This window comes from Cellulomonas sp. H30R-01, assembly GCF_010119915.1.
Lineage (GTDB): Bacteria > Actinomycetota > Actinomycetes > Actinomycetales > Cellulomonadaceae > Cellulomonas > Cellulomonas algicola.
Genome location: NZ_CP048210.1, coordinates 2,014,419 through 2,033,765 on the forward strand (window position 1 = coordinate 2,014,419; position 19,347 = coordinate 2,033,765).

16 protein-coding genes are annotated in these 19,347 nt (G+C 73.8%); 6 read left to right on the plus strand and 10 right to left on the minus strand.

The window, feature by feature from the left end:
- Positions 1-218 precede the first annotated feature (218 nt).
- A complete protein-coding gene (locus GXP71_RS08955; RefSeq protein WP_162352381.1) occupies positions 219-1,619 on the plus strand; it encodes a glycoside hydrolase family 68 protein in 1,401 nt (466 codons plus the stop codon).
- A gap of 112 nt (positions 1,620-1,731) precedes the next feature.
- Here GXP71_RS08955 and GXP71_RS08960 read toward each other — a convergent pair whose 3' ends face one another.
- From GXP71_RS08960 to uidA, 9 genes are all read right to left on the minus strand, one after another.
- Positions 1,732-2,367 (minus strand): fasciclin domain-containing protein, encoded by a 636-nt coding sequence (locus tag GXP71_RS08960; protein ID WP_162352382.1) that lies wholly within the window; start codon positions 2,365-2,367, stop codon positions 1,732-1,734.
- A 113-nt stretch (positions 2,368-2,480) separates the two neighbouring features.
- On the minus strand, positions 2,481-3,311 hold the full coding sequence (locus GXP71_RS08965; protein WP_162352383.1) for an anti-sigma factor: 831 nt from the start codon (positions 3,309-3,311) through the stop codon (positions 2,481-2,483).
- Positions 3,298-3,882 carry an RNA polymerase sigma factor gene (locus tag GXP71_RS08970; protein WP_238402695.1) on the minus strand — a complete coding sequence of 195 codons (585 nt, stop codon included), beginning with the start codon at positions 3,880-3,882 and terminating at the stop codon, positions 3,298-3,300. The genes GXP71_RS08965 and GXP71_RS08970 overlap by 14 nt, the downstream gene beginning before the upstream one ends.
- Before the next feature lie 56 nt (positions 3,883-3,938).
- Positions 3,939-4,610 (minus strand): class F sortase, encoded by a 672-nt coding sequence (locus GXP71_RS08975; RefSeq protein WP_162352385.1) that lies wholly within the window; start codon positions 4,608-4,610, stop codon positions 3,939-3,941.
- A complete protein-coding gene (locus GXP71_RS08980) occupies positions 4,607-5,449 on the minus strand; it encodes a DUF4397 domain-containing protein (RefSeq protein WP_162352386.1) in 843 nt (280 codons plus the stop codon). The genes GXP71_RS08975 and GXP71_RS08980 overlap by 4 nt, the downstream gene beginning before the upstream one ends.
- A gap of 150 nt (positions 5,450-5,599) precedes the next feature.
- Entirely contained in the window at positions 5,600-7,021 is a 1,422-nt protein-coding gene (gene uxaC, locus GXP71_RS08985; protein ID WP_162352387.1) for a glucuronate isomerase, read from the minus strand.
- A complete protein-coding gene (gene gndA / locus GXP71_RS08990; RefSeq protein ID WP_162352388.1) occupies positions 7,022-8,482 on the minus strand; it encodes an NADP-dependent phosphogluconate dehydrogenase in 1,461 nt (486 codons plus the stop codon).
- 2 nt (positions 8,483-8,484) lie between these two features.
- Positions 8,485-9,948: a glucuronide transporter gene (gene uidB, locus GXP71_RS08995; protein ID WP_162352389.1), complete on the minus strand. Its 1,464-nt coding sequence runs from the start codon at positions 9,946-9,948 to the stop codon at positions 8,485-8,487.
- A 112-nt stretch (positions 9,949-10,060) separates the two neighbouring features.
- The gene (gene uidA, locus GXP71_RS09000; protein ID WP_162352390.1) at positions 10,061-11,848 is read right to left on the minus strand and encodes a beta-glucuronidase; all 1,788 of its coding nucleotides are present in this window, start codon (positions 11,846-11,848) and stop codon (positions 10,061-10,063) included.
- A 122-nt stretch (positions 11,849-11,970) separates the two neighbouring features.
- On the opposite strand from uidA, the gene GXP71_RS09005 reads away from it, so the two are divergent.
- From GXP71_RS09005 to GXP71_RS09020, 4 genes are all read left to right on the plus strand, one after another.
- The gene (locus GXP71_RS09005; RefSeq protein ID WP_162352391.1) at positions 11,971-13,002 is read left to right on the plus strand and encodes a LacI family DNA-binding transcriptional regulator; all 1,032 of its coding nucleotides are present in this window, start codon (positions 11,971-11,973) and stop codon (positions 13,000-13,002) included.
- Between the two features lie 120 nt (positions 13,003-13,122).
- A complete protein-coding gene (locus GXP71_RS09010; protein WP_202924352.1) occupies positions 13,123-14,535 on the plus strand; it encodes a mannitol dehydrogenase family protein in 1,413 nt (470 codons plus the stop codon).
- 37 nt (positions 14,536-14,572) lie between these two features.
- Entirely contained in the window at positions 14,573-15,811 is a 1,239-nt protein-coding gene (manD, locus tag GXP71_RS09015; protein ID WP_162352392.1) for a D-mannonate dehydratase ManD, read from the plus strand.
- Entirely contained in the window at positions 15,808-16,410 is a 603-nt protein-coding gene (locus GXP71_RS09020) for a gluconokinase (protein WP_238402696.1), read from the plus strand. The genes manD and GXP71_RS09020 overlap by 4 nt, the downstream gene beginning before the upstream one ends.
- Here GXP71_RS09020 and GXP71_RS09025 read toward each other — a convergent pair.
- A complete protein-coding gene (locus tag GXP71_RS09025; RefSeq protein WP_162352393.1) occupies positions 16,340-17,560 on the minus strand; it encodes an ROK family transcriptional regulator in 1,221 nt (406 codons plus the stop codon). The genes GXP71_RS09020 and GXP71_RS09025 overlap by 71 nt on opposite strands.
- Before the next feature lie 77 nt (positions 17,561-17,637).
- On the opposite strand from GXP71_RS09025, the gene GXP71_RS09030 reads away from it, so the two are divergent.
- Entirely contained in the window at positions 17,638-19,311 is a 1,674-nt protein-coding gene (locus tag GXP71_RS09030; RefSeq protein ID WP_162352394.1) for a glycoside hydrolase family 13 protein, read from the plus strand.
- Positions 19,312-19,347 lie beyond the last annotated feature (36 nt).

Here is a 19,347-nt window from a genome sequence, read left to right on the forward strand (position 1 = left end):
GCGCTCAGGCGTGTGAGGACAGCGCACGCCGCTCAACCGGTCGGTCGCCCTCCCGACGACCCCACCGCACCGGTGCGCCCGGACGACGGACGCACCGTGTCCCCGGCGCGCCCTCAGACTCCGCGCCGCACCACCGGCACCGTCCGACACCTCGGACGCCGGTCCGTCCGGCCCGACGGGCGACGACGCCCGACGGGACCCGCACGAGGGGAACTCCCATGAACCGCACCATCCGCGGTGCGCTCGCGCTCGCCTTCGCAGCCGCGATGACCGCCGCGCTCGTGACGCCCACCGCCGCCGTCACCGACCCCGACCGCCTGCCCGGTCCGTCGGTGGGCGGCGGGCAGCGCATCGACGCGGTGTTCAGCCCGCGCTCGACGTACCACGCCAACTGGACACGCGCCGACGCGCTCAAGATCGAGCAGGACGCCACCAACACCGCGCCGCTGATCCCGTCCGACTTCCCCGTCATGACCGACCAGGTCTGGATCTGGGACACCTGGCCGCTGACCAACCTGAACATGCAGCCCGTCGCGTACGAGGGGTGGAACATCATCTTCTCGCTCACCGCGCCGCGGGACATCTTCTTCGGCGACCGGCACTGGCAGGCCAAGATCGGCTTCTTCTACTCGCAGGACGCCGAGCACTGGACGTACGGCGGCGACCTCTTCCCCGCCGGCTCGTCCCGCGGCTCACGCGAGTGGGCGGGCTCGACGGTCCTGGCCGACGACGGCACCGTCCACGCGTTCTACACCGCGTCCGGCCACGACGGCGGCGGCATCGACCCGAACGACGCGCTCCAGCGCCTCGCGCACGCGCAGGGCCAGATCCACACCGACGCCGACGGCGTCTGGTTCACCGGGTTCGAGAACCACCAGATCATCGCCCAGGCCGACGGCACGCTCTACCAGACGCTCGAGCAGTCGCAGGCCGGCCCGATCATCTACGCGTTCCGCGACCCGTTCGTGTTCCGCGACCCCACCGACCACCGCGTCTACGCGCTGTTCGAGGGCAACAACGGCGGCGTCGCCGGCTCCCACACCTGCGACCGCTCGGAGATCGGACGGGTTCCGCCAGGCCACGTGACCCCGCCCGACGCCCGCTACTACACCGGCAACATCGGCCTCATGGAGCTGAGGTCCGCCGACTTCACGCAGTGGAAGCTGCTGCCGCCGCTCCTGTCCGCCGAGTGCACCAACCAGCAGACCGAACGACCGCACCTCGTCGTCCAGGACGGGCAGTACTACCTGTGGACCATCAGCCACATGTTCACGTTCGCGCCCGGTCTGACCGAGCCCGGCGAGATCGCGGCCGGACCGGACGGCGTCTACGGCTTCGTCGGCCCCGGCCTGCGCAGCAACTACCGGCCGATGAACGGCAGCGCCCTCGTGCTGGGCAACCCGCCCGAGCAGCCGCTGCAGCAGTACTCGCACTACGTGATGCCGAACCTGCTCGTCGAGAGCTTCATCGACACCGTGCCGACGGGCCCTGGACCGGGCGACGTCGTGTACGGCGGGACGCTCGCACCGACGCTCGAGCTCGAGCTCGACGGGGCGACGTCACGGCTGGCCGGCGAGCTGCCGTACGCCTACGTCCCGGCCGAGGTCGCGGTCCCCTGACCTGACCTGACCTGACCTGACCTGACCGACCCGCACGGGCCCTCCCCCGTGCACCCACGCAGGAGCCCGGCCCCGCCCAGGGACCGGGCTCCTGCCATGCGTGACCGGCCCGTCAGAGGTCGATCGGCCGCAGGACCAGCGAGATGCCGTGCGCGATCTGGACGTTCCCCGCGTTCAGGTCGAGCTTCGACCGGACCAGGAACGGGTCGAGGTCGCTGCGGTCCTGGTCCTTGAGCTGCACGATCGCGTAGCGCTTCGACCAGACCTTGACCGTGAACGTGCCGCCCTGCGCGGTCGTCAGGGACGCACCGCTCGAGGCGAGCGCGGTCGCCGAGTCGATCGTGGCCCCCGGCACGACGTGGTACAGCAGGACCTGCTCGACGGCGTCGACGCCGACCGCCCCGGCGATCGCCGTGAGGACCTCCTGCTCGGTCCCGTACCAGCGGTGCGTGAGGTCCTTCGCCAGCACCTGGAACGCGCGGTCGTTCGGGATGAACGCCGTGAGCGGGACCGTGCCGTCGGCCAGGACCGCGACCGGGCTGCCCGGCTTCGCGGCGAGGACCGTGGCCACCGCCTGGTCGACGATGTCGAAGTCGTACCAGTTGCGGTCGAACGTGTCGCCGTCGGACGCGAGCACGCTCGCGAGCGACGTCGTGCCGGCGGCGTGCGCCGCGGGCGCGAGCGCGAGGCCCGCGCCCGCCGCGACAGCGGCAGCGCACAGGGCGGAGAGGGTGCGTCGGATCTTCATCGTCGACTCCTGCGTCGTCGAGGTCGGCCAGCGCGGGCCGGACGCCCCGGAGGGGGTGTCACCGGTACTTCCGGTCGACACCCCCTCCTGGATGCACCCGCGCGCGGGCGACCTCAGGCCTGCAGCGGTCCGCGCACGATCGAGTCGCCCGAGTGCGCCGGGTCGCCGTCGAACTGCTCCTCGGAGACGTCGACCACCGAGAACTCGCGCAGGTCGAGCCCCGCGGGCAGGTCGAAGCGGCCCGTCGGGCCGTCGAGCGTCCCGAGGCTGACGAGCCCCGACACGTCGGGCTTGAGCAGCCACACCTCGCGGAACCCGTCCCCGCCGACCTGACCCGTGAGGTCGACGACGAGCTGGCGCGAACCGTCGGACCGCGTCTCGACCTCGGCAGAGCCCCCGGCGTCCCAGCCGGGCAGCGGCTCGAGGGTCGCCGACGCGACGACCTGCGGTGCGGGCTCGCGCCCGGCCCACCACGTCGCGCCCGCACCGGCGACCACACCCACGGCGGCCGCCGCGGCGACCCACCGCCACCGGCTGGGGCGTCGGGTCAGGGGGACGACGTCGGCGAGCGGCTGGTCGTCACCGCCGGCGGGCCCGGACGGGACGCGTGCGGTCGGGGTCTGCTCGACCGCGGGCGGCGGCGACGGCCGCGACAGGTCGTCGGACGGCACCGGCGCGCGCACCGGGCGGGGAGAGGCGACGCCGGCGTCGGGCCCGGCGGCGAGGCCGAGGTCGGCGGCGATCGCGTCCCACACGCGGGGCGCGGGCGGCACCAGCTCACCGGCGGTCCGGGCCAGGCCGGCGACGTCGGCGAGCGTCCGCACCTCGGCGGTGCACCGCTCGCACGCGTCGACGTGCGCGCGCTCGGCGTCGGACGCACCGTCCTCCCCGAGAGCGAGGAGCGTCAGCACGTCGTCGTCCACGTGCTCGTCATCGAAGCGCACCGTCCACCTCCCATCGGGTCCGGAGCCGTGCCAGGCTGCGCCGCAGGTGGCTCTTCACCGTGCCGAGCGGCAGGTCCAGTCTGGTCGCGATCTGGTCGTGCGTGAGGTCGTCGTAGAACGCGAGCCGCAGGATCGTGCGCTGCGGGTCGCCCAGCCGGTCGAGCTCGTCGGCGACCACGAGCCGGTCGACCACCCGGTCGTCCGCGGACGCGACCGTCGCGGGCGGCGGGGTCGCCGCGTCGGCGAGCTTGCGGTCGCGGGTCCGGCGCTCGTGCGCGTCGGCGATCGCGTGCCGCGTGATCCCGACGAGCCACGCGGGCAGCCGCGCGCGTGACGGGTCGAAGCGGTGCCGACCGCGCCACGCCTCGACGAACACCTGCTGCGTGACCTCCTCCGCCTCGGCGGTCGTGCCGAGCGACCGGAGCGCGAGCGTGTGCACGAGGGTCGACCACCGCACGTAGGCCTCACGGATGGCGTGCTCGTCCCCCGCGGCGAAGTCGCGGCCGAGCTGGTCGACGCCGTCCGGGTCCTCGCCCGCGGCGCGCGCCGGCGACGGCTCGCGTGCACTCACGGGCGGCTCCTCGGGGCGGTGCGTCGACGTCGGCGGCAGTGTGACCAGCATAGGGATCACCCGGGCTCGGCCGTGACCACGACGTTGTCCGTGTAGTGCCCGACGTCCTGCCGCCAGGCGCCGCCGCACGTCACGAGGACCAGGCGCGGCGACCCGTCGCGCGAGAACCAGTCCTCGAGCGGCGCGGTCTCCTTGGGCACCTTGGTGACGTCGACGACGACGTACGGCTTCACGGCCCCGTCGCTCGTCGTCACCTGGACCTGGGCGCCGGGGGCGAGGCGTCGCAGGTCCGCGAACGGCCCGATGCCGCTGAGCCGCGAGTCGACGTGGCCGGCCAGGAGCGTGGTGCCCTCGGCGGACGCCGGGCCGGGACCGAACCGGTACCAGCCTGCACGGTCCGCGTCGGGCGGCACCTCCATCGAGCCGTCGGCCGCGACGCCCACGGCGTCCACCGGCATGTCGAGCGCGAGCTCGGGGACCTGGAGCCGGACCGGCGCGACGACCGCCTCCGGCGGCGGGGCGACCGCGTCCTGCACCGGGACCGGCGGCAGGGTGGACGCGGGCGGGGCCGCGTCGCCCGTGGGCGACGCGGCCACCGTGGTGCGGACGGACGGAACCGGGTCGGGTCCGGGGTCCGCGGTGCAGCCTGCGACAGCCCCGACCGCCACGCCGAGCGCCACGGCCCGGGACGCCAGGCGCTGCCAGGCGTGACGGTCGGGAGTCCTCATCGGCGGACCGTCACCGCGCGACGGCGGACGGCCGTGGCCGACGCCGCGACGAGCCCGGCCACCAGCAGGCCAGCGGCCACCCAGGTCCACGCCGGGACCTCAGGGTCGGCCGCGAGGCCCAGCTCCCCCGCCGGCACCCCGCTCGGCGTGCCGTGCAGGCCGTCGATGACCTGCGTCGCGAGCGCGAGCGTCGACGGGGTCGCCGTCCCGTTGCCCCAGGCGTACACGATCGTGTTGGTGCCCTCGGCGACGTTGACGTCGGTCGGGCCCAGCAGGGCGGGCTCGGTCGTGCCGGCGGCCACGACGCTCGCGCTCACCGTGCCGGCGGGAAGGTTGAGGACCTTCTCGTTCGGGTTGGTCAGCCCGGAGATCACGGCGGAGCCACCGGCCAGGACGTCGACCGCGGGTGCGGCGGCCACGTGCCGGACCGTGAGGCGACCCTGCCCCGCGGCGGTGGTCGACGTGTCGTTGGTGAAGAGCGTGGCCGTCGGGCTGGCCGACGCGTCGAGGTGCGCGACCGCGGTGTACGACGTGTTCCCGGCGAGCGTGAGGTCGACCGGGCCGATCGCCGGCGACGACGCGTCCGCGGCGTCCGCGGCCGTGATCGCGACGGTGTACGTGCCGGGCGCGAGCTCGAGCGGACCTGCGAGCGTGCCGGGCGTGAAGTCGTCGAGCGTCCGCTGGCCGTTGACCCACACGTCCACCGTGAGGCCCGGCACGCCGTGCAGGACGTACAGGGTCGCGTCGCCAGGGGCGGCGCCGGCGGGGGCGGAGGTCAGCATGACGGCAGCGAGGGCGAGACCGGCGGCTCCGGTCGCGGCAAGAGGTCGTGCGCGCATCGTGGTCGTCCTTCCGTGCGGCCCGCCCGGTGGCGGGACTCTCGACCTCTCTTCCGCCGTCAGGACGCGTTCGGATGCATGTGGACGCAACTTTCTTCGCCGGACTCGTCGACCGGGGCGCGCGGCACGGGGCGCGCCCCGGTCGACGGCTCAGCGGGCGTCGAGACCGAACACCTCGGTCGGGCGCCCGACGACCAGGTCGACGACCGCGTCGGCCGCCTCGTCCTCGTCGAGCCGGTGACCCGCGACGAGCCCTGCGAGGAACGTCGCGTCGAGCCGCCGTGCCATGTCGTGCCGCGCGGGGATCGACAGCAGCGCGCGCGTGTCGTCGATGAAGCCGCTGGTCCGGGTCAGCCCGGCGATCTCGGTGACGGCCTCGCGCCAGCGCAGGATCGACGAGGGCGCGTCGAGGAACCACCACGGCGCGCCGACGTAGACCGACGGGTAGAAGCCCGCGAGCGGCGCGAGCTCGCGCGAGAACACCGACTCGTCGAGCGTGAACAGCACGAGCCGCAGGTGCGGGTGCGTCCCGAACCGCTCGAGCAGCGGGCGCAGCGGGTCCGTGAACGAGCCGGCCAGCGGGATGTCGTGGCCCGTGTCCGGGCCGTAGCGGCCGAGCGTCGGGCGGTGGTGGCCGCGACGGACGCCCGGGTGGAGCGTCATCGTGAGGCCGTCCTCGGTGGACATGCGCGCCATCTCCAGGAGCATGTGGCGGCGCAGCGCGGCGGCCTCGTCCGCGGTGATCGCGCCGAGGAGCCCGCGCGCGTACAGGCGCTCCACGTCCGCCGGGTCGAGCGGCTCGGTGCCGACGTCCTCGTGGCTGTGGTCGGCGGAGACGGCGCCGTGGCGGCGGAAGTGCGCGCGACGGTCCTCCATCGCGGCGACCCAGCCGCGGTACGTCGACGTGTCGGTGCTCGCGGCCGTCCCGAGCGCCGCGACCGCGTCGCGCCATCCGGGATCGGCCGCCTCCAGGTAGCGGTCCGGCCGGAACGTCGGCAGCACGCGGCCGGTGAACGTCGGGTCGTCGCGCAGCGCGGCGTGCGCGGCGAGGTCGTCGACCGGGTCGTCGGTCGTCGCGAGCACCTCGATGCGGAACCGGTCGAACAGCGCGCGCGGGCGGTACTCGGGCTGCCGGAGGCGGTCGGCGAGCAGGTCGTACAGCGCGTCGGCCGTGTCCGCGGACGGGCGCAGGTCGGTGCCGAACACGTCGCGCAGCGTCGAGTCGAGCCAGTACCGGACCGACGTGCCGCGGAAGACGTGCCACCGCGCGCAGAACGCGCGCCAGGCGTCCCGGGCCGCACGCTCGTCGAGCGGGCCCCGCCCGACGCCGAGCTCGTCGAGCGGGACGCCCGACGCGTGCAGCAGCCGTGTGACGTAGTGGTCCGGCGTGATGAGCAGCGACGTCGGGTCGGCGAACGGCTGGTCGTCGCGCAGGAGGCCGGCCGGGACGTGGCCGTGCGGGGACAGGATCGGCAGGTCGCGGACCAGCCCGTAGAGGTCGCGGGCCAGCGCGCGGACGCCGGGGTCGGCGGGGAGCAGGCGGTCGTCGGTGACCGTCGTCGTGGTCGTCACTCAGGCCACCTCCTCGGTGCGGCCGCCCGACCACGTGGTGTGGAAGGTGCCGTCGGAGTCGGTGCGGCGGTAGGTGTGGGCGCCGAAGAAGTCGCGCTGCGCCTGGATCAGCGCGGCGGGCAGCCGTTCGGCGCGGACCCCGTCGTAGTACGCCAGCGAGGAGGAGAACGCCGGGGTGGGCACGCCGTGCAGGGCCGCACCGGACACGACCCGACGCCAGGCCTGGACGCCGTTGGCGACGGCGCCGGTGAAGTACTCGTCGGCCAGCAGCAGCGGCAGGTCCCGGTCGCGCTCGTAGGCCTCGGTGATCCGGTTGAGGAACCGGGCCCGGATGATGCACCCACCGCGCCAGATCCGCGCCATCGCACCCCGGTCGATGTCCCACCCGAACTCCGCCGAGGCCGCGGCGATCTGGTCGAACCCCTGGGAGTAGGCCACGACCTTCGAGGCGTACAGGGCCAGGCGCACGTCCTCGATGAACGCGTCGCGGTCCTCGATCTGCCACGGGGTGGTGTGCGCGGGCAGCACGCCACGCGCGGCCTCGCGCTGCGGGACCGACCCGGACAGGGCCCGGGCGAACGTCGCCTCGGCGATCCCGGTGATCGGCACCCCCAGGTCCAGGGCGTTCTGCACGGTCCAGCGGCCGGTGCCCTTCTGCTCGGCCTGGTCCAGCACCACGTCCACGAACGCACTGCCCGTGGCGGCGTCCACGTGCTGCAGCACGTCGGCGGTGATCTCGATCAGGAACGACTCCAGGTCCCCGGTGTTCCACTCCGCGAAGATGCCCCCGATCTCCGCCGCGGACGCACCCAGGCCCTGCTTGAGCAGGTCGTAGGCCTCGGCGATCAGCTGCATGTCGGCGTACTCGATGCCGTTGTGCACCATCTTCACGAAGTGCCCCGCACCATCAGGACCCACATACGTGCAGCACGGCACCCCGTCGACCTTCGCCGAGATCTTCTCCAGGATCGGACCCAACCACTCATACGACTCGCGCGTGCCGCCGGGCATGATCGAGGGGCCCAGCAGCGCGCCCTCCTCACCACCAGAGACACCCGAACCCACGAAGTGCAGACCCTTGGCCCGCAGCGCCGCCTCGCGGCGGATCGTGTCCGGGAAGTGCGCGTTCCCGGCGTCGACCACGATGTCGCCCTCGTCCAGCAACGGCACCAGCTCGTCGATCACCGCATCGGTGGCCGCACCGGCCTTGACCATCACCACGATCTTGCGCGGCCGCGCCAACGACGCCACGAACTCCGCGGTGCTCTCGGACGCGATGAACGTGCCCTCCTCACCGTGGTCGTCGACCAGCGACTGCGTCTTCGCATACGACCGGTTGTGGATCGCGACGGTGAACCCGTTCCGCGCGAAGTTCCGGGCCAGGTTGCGGCCCATCACCGCCAGACCGGTGACGCCGATCTCGGCCGTCCCCGTCGTGCCCGGGGTCTGCTCCGTCGTCATGCTCACGCCTCCTGCGCGGGGCTCTGCTCGGCCTCGGCCGTGCGGGCCGCGCGGCGTGCCGCGACGTCCCCCACCATCGAGGCGAAGGTCTTCTCGGTCAGCGGGTAGGCGACCATGATGAGGACGCCGATCCCGATGAACACCGCCGGCACGAAGCCCGCGATGGCGCGGATGCCGTCGACGGCACCCGGGGACTGCTGCTCGGCGCCCGCGAGGTAGCCGACGATGCCGAGGCCGTACGCCGCGGCGGCACCGCCGAGCGCCTGGCCGAGCTTGCGGGTGAACGAGAACACCGCGTACGTCGTGCCCTCGGTCCGCACGCCCGAGCGCCACTCGCCGTACTCGACGGTGTCGGCCTCGAGCGCCCACATGAGCGTGTTCACCGCCGCGAGGCCGACGCCGTAGAGGCCGAAGAACACCACGGCGAGCCACACGAGCGACGGCGGCGTGAGCGCGATGCCGACGGCGGCGACGACCGCGACCAGGCCGGACACGATGTACGCCTTCTTCTTGCCGACCCAGCCGACGATCCGCGGGATGACCGGCGCGACCACGAACATCGCGAGCGTGCTCACGACGGTGAGGACGATGAACAGGTTGGCGTCGCCGAGCACGTCGCGGGCGTAGTACGCCTGCACGGTCTGCAGCGCGAACATGCCGGTGAGGAACGCGAGGGCGCTCGTGCACAGCATGAGCAGCGGGCGGTTGCCGCGCAGCGTGCGCAGGCTCTGGCCGAGGCTCACCTTCGCGACGTCGCGCACCACGTTCTCGCGCGACGTGCGGAACAGGATCAGGTAGAGCCCGAACCCGATGACGACGAACAGCAGCGTCGTGAGCGTGAGCGACTGCTGCAGGTTCTCCGAGGAGCGGATCTGCGGTGCGACGACGAACGACAGCATGATGATCGTCGCGGCCGTCCCGACCATGCGGAAGCTCGCGAGCTTGGCGCGCTCGGTCGGCACCTGCGTCATCGCCGACGCGAGGGAGCCGTAGGGGATGTTGACGAGGCTGTACGCGAGGCCGAGCAGGGCGTAGGTGACGTACGCGTAGATCAGCTTGCCCGTGCCGCCGAGCCCGCCGGGGACGGTGAACGTCGCGACGCTCAGCAGCAGCAGGGGTAGCGAGCCGAACAGGAAGAACGGCCGGAACTTGCCCCAGCGCGTCATGGTCCGGTCGACGACGCGACCGGCGTAGATGTCGGCGAACGCGTCCCAGGCACGGACGACGAGGAACAGGGTGCCCGCGGCGGCAGGGCTGATACCGACGACGTCGGTGTAGTAGAGCAGCAGGAACATCGACGTCATCGAGAACGCGAGGTTGTTCGCGGCGTCGCCGGAGGCGTACCCGAGGAGCTGCGAGAGCCGGAGCCTCCCGCTCGTGGGGGTGCCGACGGGGCTGCTCGGGGTGGTGGACGGGACCGCGGGTGCGGTCGGTGCGGGCTGCTCGACAGCGGCGCTGCTGGTCATGGCCTGTCCTCGGGTCGGGGCCGCGGGGCGCGGCGGGGTCGTGGGGCGGTCGGGTGGCTCGGGTTCGCGGGCGGGGGGCGCGGCGCCGCGCGGGGGCGGCGCCGCGTCTCGGTCAGTCACGGCCCGTCCAGCGGCGGCGCAGCACGTGCGCGGCGGCCTTGGGACGGCGGTCGCGGGTGAACACGCCCTTCTTGTTGCCGTCGACGCGGAACACGGACGCGGTCGCGGTCCGGAAGTCCGCGAAGTTCCACACGTGCTCGCCGACGACGGCGTCGACCGAGTCGAAGACGCGGTGGTTCATGTCCAGGTACGCGACCTGGTACTCCTCGGACCACGGCTCGGGGGTCGTGGAGTGCAGCCCGGCGACGGTGTCGGCGCCGTACTCGGTGATGATGATCGGCTTGCCCTCGCCTGCCCACTCCTGGAGCTCGGCGCGCCACGCGTCCTCGGCGGCGGCCAGGTCGCCCGTGTTGACGTACCACCCGTAGTAGCGGTTGAGCATGAGCACGTCGCCGAGCTCGGAGACCTGGCACTTGCCGTGCGGCGCGAGCATGACGTTGACGAAGCCGACGGGACGCGTCGGGTCGAGCTCGCGGGTCAGCGCGAACAGCGGCTCGAAGTAGCGGCGGGCGGCGTCGGTGTCGGACTCGGGCTCGTTCGCGATCGACCACAGCACGACGCTCGGGTGGTTCTTGTCGCGCGCGACGAGCTCACGGATCGCCTGTGCGTGCGCGGCCTGCGCGTCGTCGTTGACCGTCTCCGGGGAGAACGTCGTGTAGTTCTGCCCGCCGAAGATGCCGCCTGCGAGGCCCATGTTCTGGCCCACGGCCGCGACCTCGTCGATCACGACGATCCCCGCGCGGTCCGCGTAGTCGTAGACCTCCTCGGCGTACGGGTAGTGCGACGTGCGGAACGAGTTCGCGCCGACCCAGTCCATGAGCTCGAAGTCGTGGACGAGGTACGCGTCGTCGTGGCCCTTGCCGCGCACCGGGCTGTCCTCGTGCTTGCCGAAGCCGCGGAAGTGGAACGGCTCGCCGTTGATCAGGAACTGCGCGCCGCGGACCTCGACGGTCCGGATGCCGACGCTCTGGTGGTAGGCGTCGACGACCGTGCCGTCACCGTCGACCACGGTGATCTCGGCGTCGTGCAGGTAGCCGTGCCCGGGTGCCCACAGGTGCGCGTCGGGGACGGTGAGCGTGCCGGACGCGCCCGCGGACTCGGCGACCACGCCACCGTCCGCGTCGCGGAGCGCGACGTGCACCGACGTGCTCTCGGCGGCCCCGGCGACCGACACGTCGTAGCGGACGAGCCCGGTGGTGCCCTCGACGTCGGTCACGACGGTGACGTCGTCGACGTACGTCGTGGGGGTCGCGTACAGCCAGACGCTGCGGTGCAGGCCGGCGAAGTTGAAGAAGTCGTGGAAGTACTGCTGCCGGCGGCCGTGCGGGCCGTCGTGGACGACGCCCGGGGGGATCGTCTGGAAGGTCAGCTCGTTGTTGACGACGACGGTCACGCGGACCTCGTCGCCGGGCGTCACGAGCGCCGTGACGTCGGCCTCGAACGGCGTGTAGCCGCCCTCGTGGCGGACGACCTCGGTGCCGTCGACCCAGACGACCGCGGCGTGCGTGGCCGAGTCGAGGCGCAGCACGACGCGCTCCCCCGCCCAGCCGCGCGGCACGCGGACGACCGTCTGGTACCAGGCGTCGCCGACGTGGTCGCGACCCTCGGTGCCGACGAGCACGTCGTTGTAGCTCGCCGGGACCGGCATGCGGCGCGCACCGCGCAGCGGTCCGTCCTGCCAGCCCTCGCGACGGCCCTCGCCGGCCGCGTCGAGGCGGAAGTCCCACAGCCCGTCGAGCGCCTTGCGCTCACGTGCGGCGGTGTCCTGGGGACGCAGCATCGGTGCTCTCCTCTCGTGTCCCGCAACGGCGGTTGGCGCGGGTTCTTCCCCTATTGGGTGCCCGGGCGTCGCGGGACGACAAGCGGTTGCCACGAGTTGTCGCGCCACCTAGCGTCGCGGTCATGGGCGAGGAGCCGCCGGGAGCCGCCCGGAACCCGCCGACGATCTACGACGTCGCCGCCGCGGTCGGCGTCGCGCCGTCGACCGTGTCGCGCGCGTTCTCCCGCCCGGGCCGTGTCAACGCCGAGACGGCGGCGCGCATCCACGAGGCCGCCGAGCGGCTCGGCTACCGCGCGAACCCCCTGGCCAGGGCGCTGCCGACGGGGAAGACGTCGATGATCGCGCTGATCGTGTCCGACGTGACCAACCCGTTCTACTTCCAGATCATCCGGGGCGCGGAGCAGGCGACCGCGGAGCGCGGGTACACGCTCCTCGTCGCCGACGTGCACGAGGACGCCGTCGTCGAGCGGCAGGCGATCGAGCGGTCCGTGCCGTTCGTCGAGGGACTCGTCCTCGGCACGTCGCGCATGTCGGACTCGGCGATCCGCGTGATCGCCCGACAGCGGCCGACGGTCGTGCTCAACCGCGTGCTCACGGGGATCCCGAGCGTGGTGACCGACAACGCGCGGGGCATGCGCCGGGCTGTCGAGCACCTCCGCGCGCTGGGCCACCGCACGCTCGTGTACGTCGCGGGTCCGGAGGCGTCGTGGGCCGACGGCGTGCGCTGGCAGGCGATGCGCGAGGCCGCGCACGACCTCGAGCTGCGTGCGCAGCGCGTCGGACCCGTCGCACCGACGCTCGAGGGCGGTGCGCAGGCGGCCGACGCCGTGGTCGCGTCCGGGACGACGGCCGTCGTCGCCTACAACGACCTCGTCGCGATCGGGCTCATGCGACGCCTTCAGCAGCAGGGCGTCCGGGTGCCGCGCGACGTGAGCGTCGTGGGGTTCGACGACATCTTCGGCGCGGACCTGTGCTCGCCCGCGCTGACGACGGTCGCGGCACCGCTCGCCGCGCTCGGGAACTACGCGGTCCGGACCCTGCTGCAGGAGGCCGGCTCGCGGACGCCCCGCGACGTGCGTCCCGCACGGCTGCCCGCCGCGCTCGTCGAGCGCGAGTCGACCGCGTCCGCACCGCGGCGGCGACGCCCGCGCTGACGCGTCCTGCTCAGCGCGGGGACAACTCGTGGCAACCGATTGCCACGTGGTGGCGCGAGGGCGCTCAATCGAGGGGCAGGCGGGACCGACCGGGTCTCGCCCCGTCGAGAGGGTCGCCCCGTGCAGACGCCCGCCTGGTCGCGCCACCACCCCGCACCTCCCGTGCGCCTGGTCCACCTCGGCCTCGGCGCGTTCGCCCGGGCCCACCTGCTGTGGTTCACCGAGCAGGCGAACGCGTCCGTGGCACCCGGCGAGCGCTGGGGGGTCGCCGGGTTCACGGGCCGTTCGCCGCGGGTCGCCGAGACGCTCGCGGGCCAACGGTGCGTCTACACGCTGGTCGAGCGCGGACCCGACGGGGACACCGCCGACGAGATCGAGTCGCTCGTGGAGGCGCACGACGGCACGCGCGGCGCCCGCTGGCGCGCACTGCTGTCGCGGCCCGAGGTCGGCGTCCTCACGCTGACCGTCACCGAGGCCGGCTACTGCCGCGACGCGACGGGCGGGCTCGACGCCGCCGACCCCGTCGTCGCGAGCGACACCCGGCTGCTGCGCCGCCTCGTCGCGGGTCGCGGCGGTACCGGCACCGCCGCGACGACCGCGCCCGGCAAGGTGCTCGACGGCCTGCGTGCGCGACGCGCCGCGGGGGCCGGACCGATCGCGGTCGTGAGCTGCGACAACCTCCCCCACAACGGCGCGGTGCTGCGGCGCGTCGTGCTCGACCTGGCCGACGCCGTCGACCCCGGGCTGGCCGCGTGGGTGCGCGAGCACGTGTCGTTCGTGTCGAGCATGGTCGACCGCATCACGCCCGCGACGACCGAGCAGGACCGCCGCACGGTCTGCGCGCTCACGGGGCACCTCGACCGCTCGCCCGTGGTCACCGAGCCGTTCCGCGAGTGGGTGCTGCAGGGCGACTTCCCCGCGGGCCGACCCGCGTGGGAGCACGGCGGCGCCCGGTTCGTGCCCGACGTCGAGCCGTACGAGCGCCGCAAGCTGTGGCTGCTCAACGCGGGCCACTCGCTGCTCGCGTACGGCGGCCTGCGCCGCGGCCGCACCACGGTCGCGGAGGCCTTCGCCGACCCGGGCCTGCGGGCCGCGCTCGAGGCGCTCTGGGCCGAGGCCCGCGAGGTGCTCGGGCTGCCCGACGACGAGGTCGACGCCGCGCTGACCGCGCTGCGCGCCAGGTTCGCCAACGCGCGCATCGAGCACCGGCTCGACCAGATCGCCCGGGACGGCGCGCAGAAGGTCCCCGTCCGCATCCTCGCCGTGGCGCGGGCCCGACGCGACGCCGGCCTGCCCGTGGGCACCGCCGGCGCACAGGTGGTCGCCGACTGGCTGCACCACCTGCTGGTGACCGCGCACACGACCCCCGACCCCGCCGACGGCTACCTCGTCGGACGCGTGCTCGGCTCCGCCCCTCGCGACGTCGTGGCGCACGCGCTGCGGTCGCTCGCCCCCGACCTCGCCGACGACCACGCGCTCGCCGCCGCCGTCACCGCATCGCTCGACGCGGGCGTCCTCGACGCCGTCCGCTGACCACCCGCCCACCGACACGCACGACCAGGAGGACCTCATGGAGATCGTCGCCGCCGACGTCATCGTCACCAGCCCGGACCGCAACTTCGTCACGCTCAAGATCACGACCGACGAGGGCCTCACGGGCCTCGGGGACGCGACGCTCAACGGGCGCGAGCTCGCCGTCGTCGCGTACCTCACGGAGCACGTCACGCCGCTGCTGATCGGGCGCGACCCGCACCGCATCGAGGACACGTGGCAGTTCCTCTACCGCTCCGCGTACTGGCGCCGCGGTCCCGTCACGATGGCCGCGATCGCGGCCGTCGACATGGCGCTGTGGGACATCAAGGGGAAGGCCGCCGGCATGCCCGTCTACCAGCTCCTCGGGGGTGCCTCCCGCAGCGGCCTGCTCGCGTACGGGCACGCGTCGGGCAAGGACCTGCCGGAGCTGTTCGACTCGATCCGCGCGCACCAGGAGCAGGGGTACCAGGCGATCCGGGTCCAGACGGGCGTGCCGGGCCTGAAGTCGATCTACGGCATCGCGTCGAACGCGACGTTCGAGGCCAACACCGGCGTGCGCTACGACCACGAGCCCGCCCAGCGCGGCGCACGGCCGACCGAGGAGGACTGGGACACCCGGTCGTACCTGCGGCACGTCCCGACGGTGTTCGAGGCGGTCCGGAACGAGTTCGGCCCCGAGGTGCCGCTGCTGCACGACGGGCACCACCGCATGACGCCGATCCAGGCGGCGAGGCTCGCGAAGTCGCTCGAGCCGTACGACCTGTTCTGGCTCGAGGACTGCACGCCGGCCGAGAACCAGGAGGCGCTGCGGCTGGTCCGCCAGCACTCGACGACGCCGCTCGCGATCGGCGAGATCTTCAACACGGTCTGGGACTACCAGCAGATCATCCGCGAGCAGCTCATCGACTACGTCCGGTCCGCCGTGACGCACACGGGCGGCATCTCGCACCTGCGTCGCGTCCTCGACTACGCCGCGCAGTACCAGATCAAGTCCGGGATGCACGGGCCGACCGACGTCTCGCCGGTCGGCATGGCGGCCGCGATGCACCTGGGCCTGTCGATCCACAACTTCGGCATCCAGGAGTACATGCAGCACGGCGCGCGGACGAACCAGGTGTTCCAGCAGTCCTTCACGTTCGCCGACGGGATGCTGCACCCCGGCGACCAGCCCGGGCTGGGCGTCGAGCTCGACGTCGACGAGGCCGGCAGGTACCCGTACGAGACCGCGTACCTGCCGTACAACCGGCTGGCCGACGGCACGGTGCACGACTGGTGACCGGCGTGCCCGTGCCGGGCGCCCGCCCGGTCCCGCGCGTCGTCGTCATGGGCGTCTCCGGCTCGGGCAAGTCGACCGTCGGGTGGCTGCTCGCCCGGCGGCTCGGTGTCGCGTTCGTCGACGCCGACGGCCTGCACCCGCCGGCGAACGTGGCGAAGATGGGCGCGGGCGAGCCCCTCACGGACGACGACCGGCTCCCGTGGCTGGGGGCGGTCGCCGCCGAGCTCGCGGCGGCACCGGACGGTGCGGTCGTCGCGTGCTCGGCGCTGCGCCGCCGGTACCGGGACGTCCTGCGCGACGGCGCACCCGGGGTGACGTTCGTGCACCTCGACGGCAGCCGCGACCTGCTGGCGTCGCGGCTCGCCGCGCGCCTCGACCACTTCATGCCCGCGTCGCTGCTCGACTCGCAGCTCGCGACGCTCGAGCCGCTGGACGAGGACGAGGACGGCGTCGTCCTCGACGTGGGCGAGGCGCCGGACCGGCTGGCCGCGCAGGCAGCCCGCCTCGTCCGCGTGGGCCTCGTCGGCGCTACTGCCGGGCGGGGCCGGCCGGGACGATCTCCAGGGCGTGCTCCCGGACGTGGTCGAGCGCTCGCTTGACCGCGCCGACGGTGACGACGTCGGCGCCGAGGTCGGACGCGAGCACCTGGATCCCGGGCGGGTCGAGGTAGCGGTCGAGCTCGTGCCGCACGAGCGCGAGCAGCGGCTCGCACGACTCCGCGACGGCGCCCGCGACGATCACGCGCTCGGGGTCGTAGATGCTCGCGAACGTCGCGACGACGCGTGCGAGCAGCGCGCCGGCATGCTCGAGCACGCTCACGGCGAGCGGGTCCTCCTCGAGCGCGGCGGCGAACACGCTGGCCGCGTCGAGGGCCGCGGGGGCGAGCTCCTGCAGCACCGACCCGGTGTCGCCGTCGAGCCGGTGGAGCTGGGCGCGCGCGTCGTCGCGCACGATCGCGGCGATGCCGTCGGCGGACCCGACGCCCTCGACGAGGTCGAGGTAGCGCATCTCCCCCACGCCCCCGTGCGCGCCGCGCAGCAGCCGCCCGTCGTCGACGACGCCCGCGCCGAACCTCTCGCCGGCGAGCAGCGTGACGTGGCAGCGCGCGTCACGGCCGTGCCCGCGCCAGTGCTCGGCGACCGCCGCGAGGTTGGCGTCGTTGTCGGTGATCGCCGTCCAGCCGTGCCGCTCGCGCAGGCGGCCCGCGATGTCCGGGTTCATGCGTGCCCAGAACGGGTTGTCCTGGAAGGCGGTCCGGCCGTCGCGGTCGACGGGTGCGGGGACGCCGACGGCGACCGCGAGCACCGCGCGCGCCGGGGCACCCGCCTCCGCGAGCGCGTCGAGGGCAGCCTGCTCGATCAGGGCGAGCCGGTGCTCGGCCGTCCCGTCCTCGGCGGCGACGGGCAGCACGGTCCGCGCGAGCGGGGTGCCCCGCAGGTCGGTCACGGTCGCGGCGACCCGGTGCTGGCCCGCGTCGACGCCGACGACCACCCCGGCCCGCGCGTCGAACGCGTACCGGCGGGCCGGCCGCCCGCGCCTCGGATCCCCCGCGACGCGCTGGCTCTCGAGCTCGACGACCCAGCCCTGCGCGATGAGCTCGTCGCACACGTCGTGCACGGTGGCGCGCGACAGGCCCGTGGCCTCGATCAACGCCGACCCGGTGACCTCCGGGGCGTCCCACACGTGGTCGAGGACGAGGCGCGTGCTGACCTCCCGCAGGCGCCGCGTCGAGACCGGGACCGTCTGCACCCTTGACCTCCTCCGCCGTCCCGCGTCACTCTAGTGCCACGCGTTAAATTTAAGCCGTACATCAAACAGGGGGACGGATGGGCTCGACGACGGTGCTCGGCGACGTGACGGCGGGGCTCCCGCACGAGGACGCGACGTGGTGGCGGCAGGCGGTCGTCTACCAGATCTACCCGCGCAGCTTCGCCGACTCGAACGGCGACGGGATCGGCGACCTCCCCGGCATCACCGCGAAGGTCCCCTACCTGCGCGAGCTGGGCGTCGACGCCGTGTGGCTGAGCCCCTTCTACCCCTCCGCGCTCGCCGACGGCGGGTACGACGTCGACGACTACCGCGACGTCGACCCGCGCATCGGCACGCTCGCGCAGTTCGACGAGATGCGCGCCGCGCTGCACGCCGCGGGCATCCGCGTCGTCGTCGACATCGTCCCCAACCACACCTCGAACCGGCACGTCTGGTTCCAGGAGGCGCTCGCGTCGCCGCCCGGCTCCCGTGCCCGCGAGCGCTACGTCTTCCGCCGCGGGCTCGGCGAGCACGGCGAGCTCCCGCCGAGCGACTGGACGTCGACCTTCGGCGGGCCCGCGTGGCACCCCGTCGGCGACGGCGACTGGTACCTGCACCTGTTCGCGCCCGAGCAGCCCGACCTCAACTGGGCCGACGACGAGGTGCGCCAGGAGTTCCTCACGACGCTGCGGTTCTGGGCGGACCGGGGGGTCGACGGCTTCCGCATCGACGTCGCGCACGCGCTCGCCAAGGACATGGCCGAGCCGCTGCCCTCGCAGGCCGACCTCGACGCCGACATCTGGGGCGGTGCGCACCCGCTCGAGGACCGCGACGAGGTGCACGACATCTACCGCGAGTGGCGTCGGCTCTTCGACGAGTACGACCCGCCGCGCACGGCCGTCGCGGAGGCGTGGGTGCCCGCGCACCGACGGTCGCGCTACGCCTCCCCCGAAGGGCTCGGCCAGGCGTTCAACTTCGACCTCCTCGAGGCGTCGTGGGACGCGGCGTCGTTCGCGTCGATCATCGACAAGAACCTCGAGCTCGCGCGCGAGTCGGGCGCGAGCTCGACGTGGGTGCTGTCCAACCACGACGTGGTCCGGCACGCGACGCGCTACGCCCTGCCCGCGGGCACGGACCTCGCCGCATGGCTGCTCACGGACGGCACCGACCCGCGGCCCGACGAGGAGCGCGGCCGGCGCCGGGCGCGCGCGGCGACGCTGCTGACGCTCGCGCTGCCCGGCTCGGCGTACCTCTACCAGGGCGAGGAGCTCGGCCTCCCGGAGGTCGCCGACCTGCCCGCGGACGTGCTGCAGGACCCGACGTTCTTCCGGTCCCGCGGCGAGCAGAAGGGTCGCGACGGCTGCCGCGTGCCGCTGCCGTGGGCGTCGCACGGCCCGACGCTCGGCTTCGGCGACGAGCGCGCGCACCTGCCGGTGCCGGCGTCGTTCGAGCGGTTCGCGGTCGACCGGCAGGAGGGCGACGCGGACTCGACGCTCGCCTTCTACCGTCGCGCGCTCGCCGCCCGGCGTCGCCTGCAGGGCGCCGAGACGCTCACCTGGCTGCCCGACGTCCCCGCGTCGGTGGTCGCCTTCGTGCGACCGGGGGGATGGGCGTCGGTCACGAACTTCGGCACGACGAGCGTGCCGATGCCCGCGGGGCAGGTCGTCGTGTCGAGCTCGCCGCTCGACGGCGACCGCGTCCCCGGGGAGACGACGGTCTGGCTCCGGCTCGAGGACGCGCCGGGCCGCTGACGACGGTCCGGGCGGGTGCCGCGGCACCCGTCCGAC

Bases quoted from the DNA above. Each gene is read 5' to 3' on its own strand.
- GXP71_RS08955 (WP_162352381.1), top strand. From the start codon at position 219: ATGAACCGCACCATCCGCGGTGCGCTCGCGCTCGCCTTCGCAGCCGCG.
- GXP71_RS08960 (WP_162352382.1), bottom strand. From the start codon at position 2,367: ATGAAGATCCGACGCACCCTCTCCGCCCTGTGCGCTGCCGCTGTCGCG.
- GXP71_RS08975 (WP_162352385.1), bottom strand. From the start codon at position 4,610: ATGAGGACTCCCGACCGTCACGCCTGGCAGCGCCTGGCGTCCCGGGCC.
- GXP71_RS08980 (WP_162352386.1), bottom strand. From the start codon at position 5,449: ATGCGCGCACGACCTCTTGCCGCGACCGGAGCCGCCGGTCTCGCCCTC.
- gndA (WP_162352388.1), bottom strand. From the start codon at position 8,482: ATGACGACGGAGCAGACCCCGGGCACGACGGGGACGGCCGAGATCGGC.
- uidB (WP_162352389.1), bottom strand. From the start codon at position 9,948: ATGACCAGCAGCGCCGCTGTCGAGCAGCCCGCACCGACCGCACCCGCG.
- uidA (WP_162352390.1), bottom strand. From the start codon at position 11,848: ATGCTGCGTCCCCAGGACACCGCCGCACGTGAGCGCAAGGCGCTCGAC.
- GXP71_RS09005 (WP_162352391.1), top strand. From the start codon at position 11,971: ATGGGCGAGGAGCCGCCGGGAGCCGCCCGGAACCCGCCGACGATCTAC.
- manD (WP_162352392.1), top strand. From the start codon at position 14,573: ATGGAGATCGTCGCCGCCGACGTCATCGTCACCAGCCCGGACCGCAAC.
- GXP71_RS09030 (WP_162352394.1), top strand. From the start codon at position 17,638: ATGGGCTCGACGACGGTGCTCGGCGACGTGACGGCGGGGCTCCCGCAC.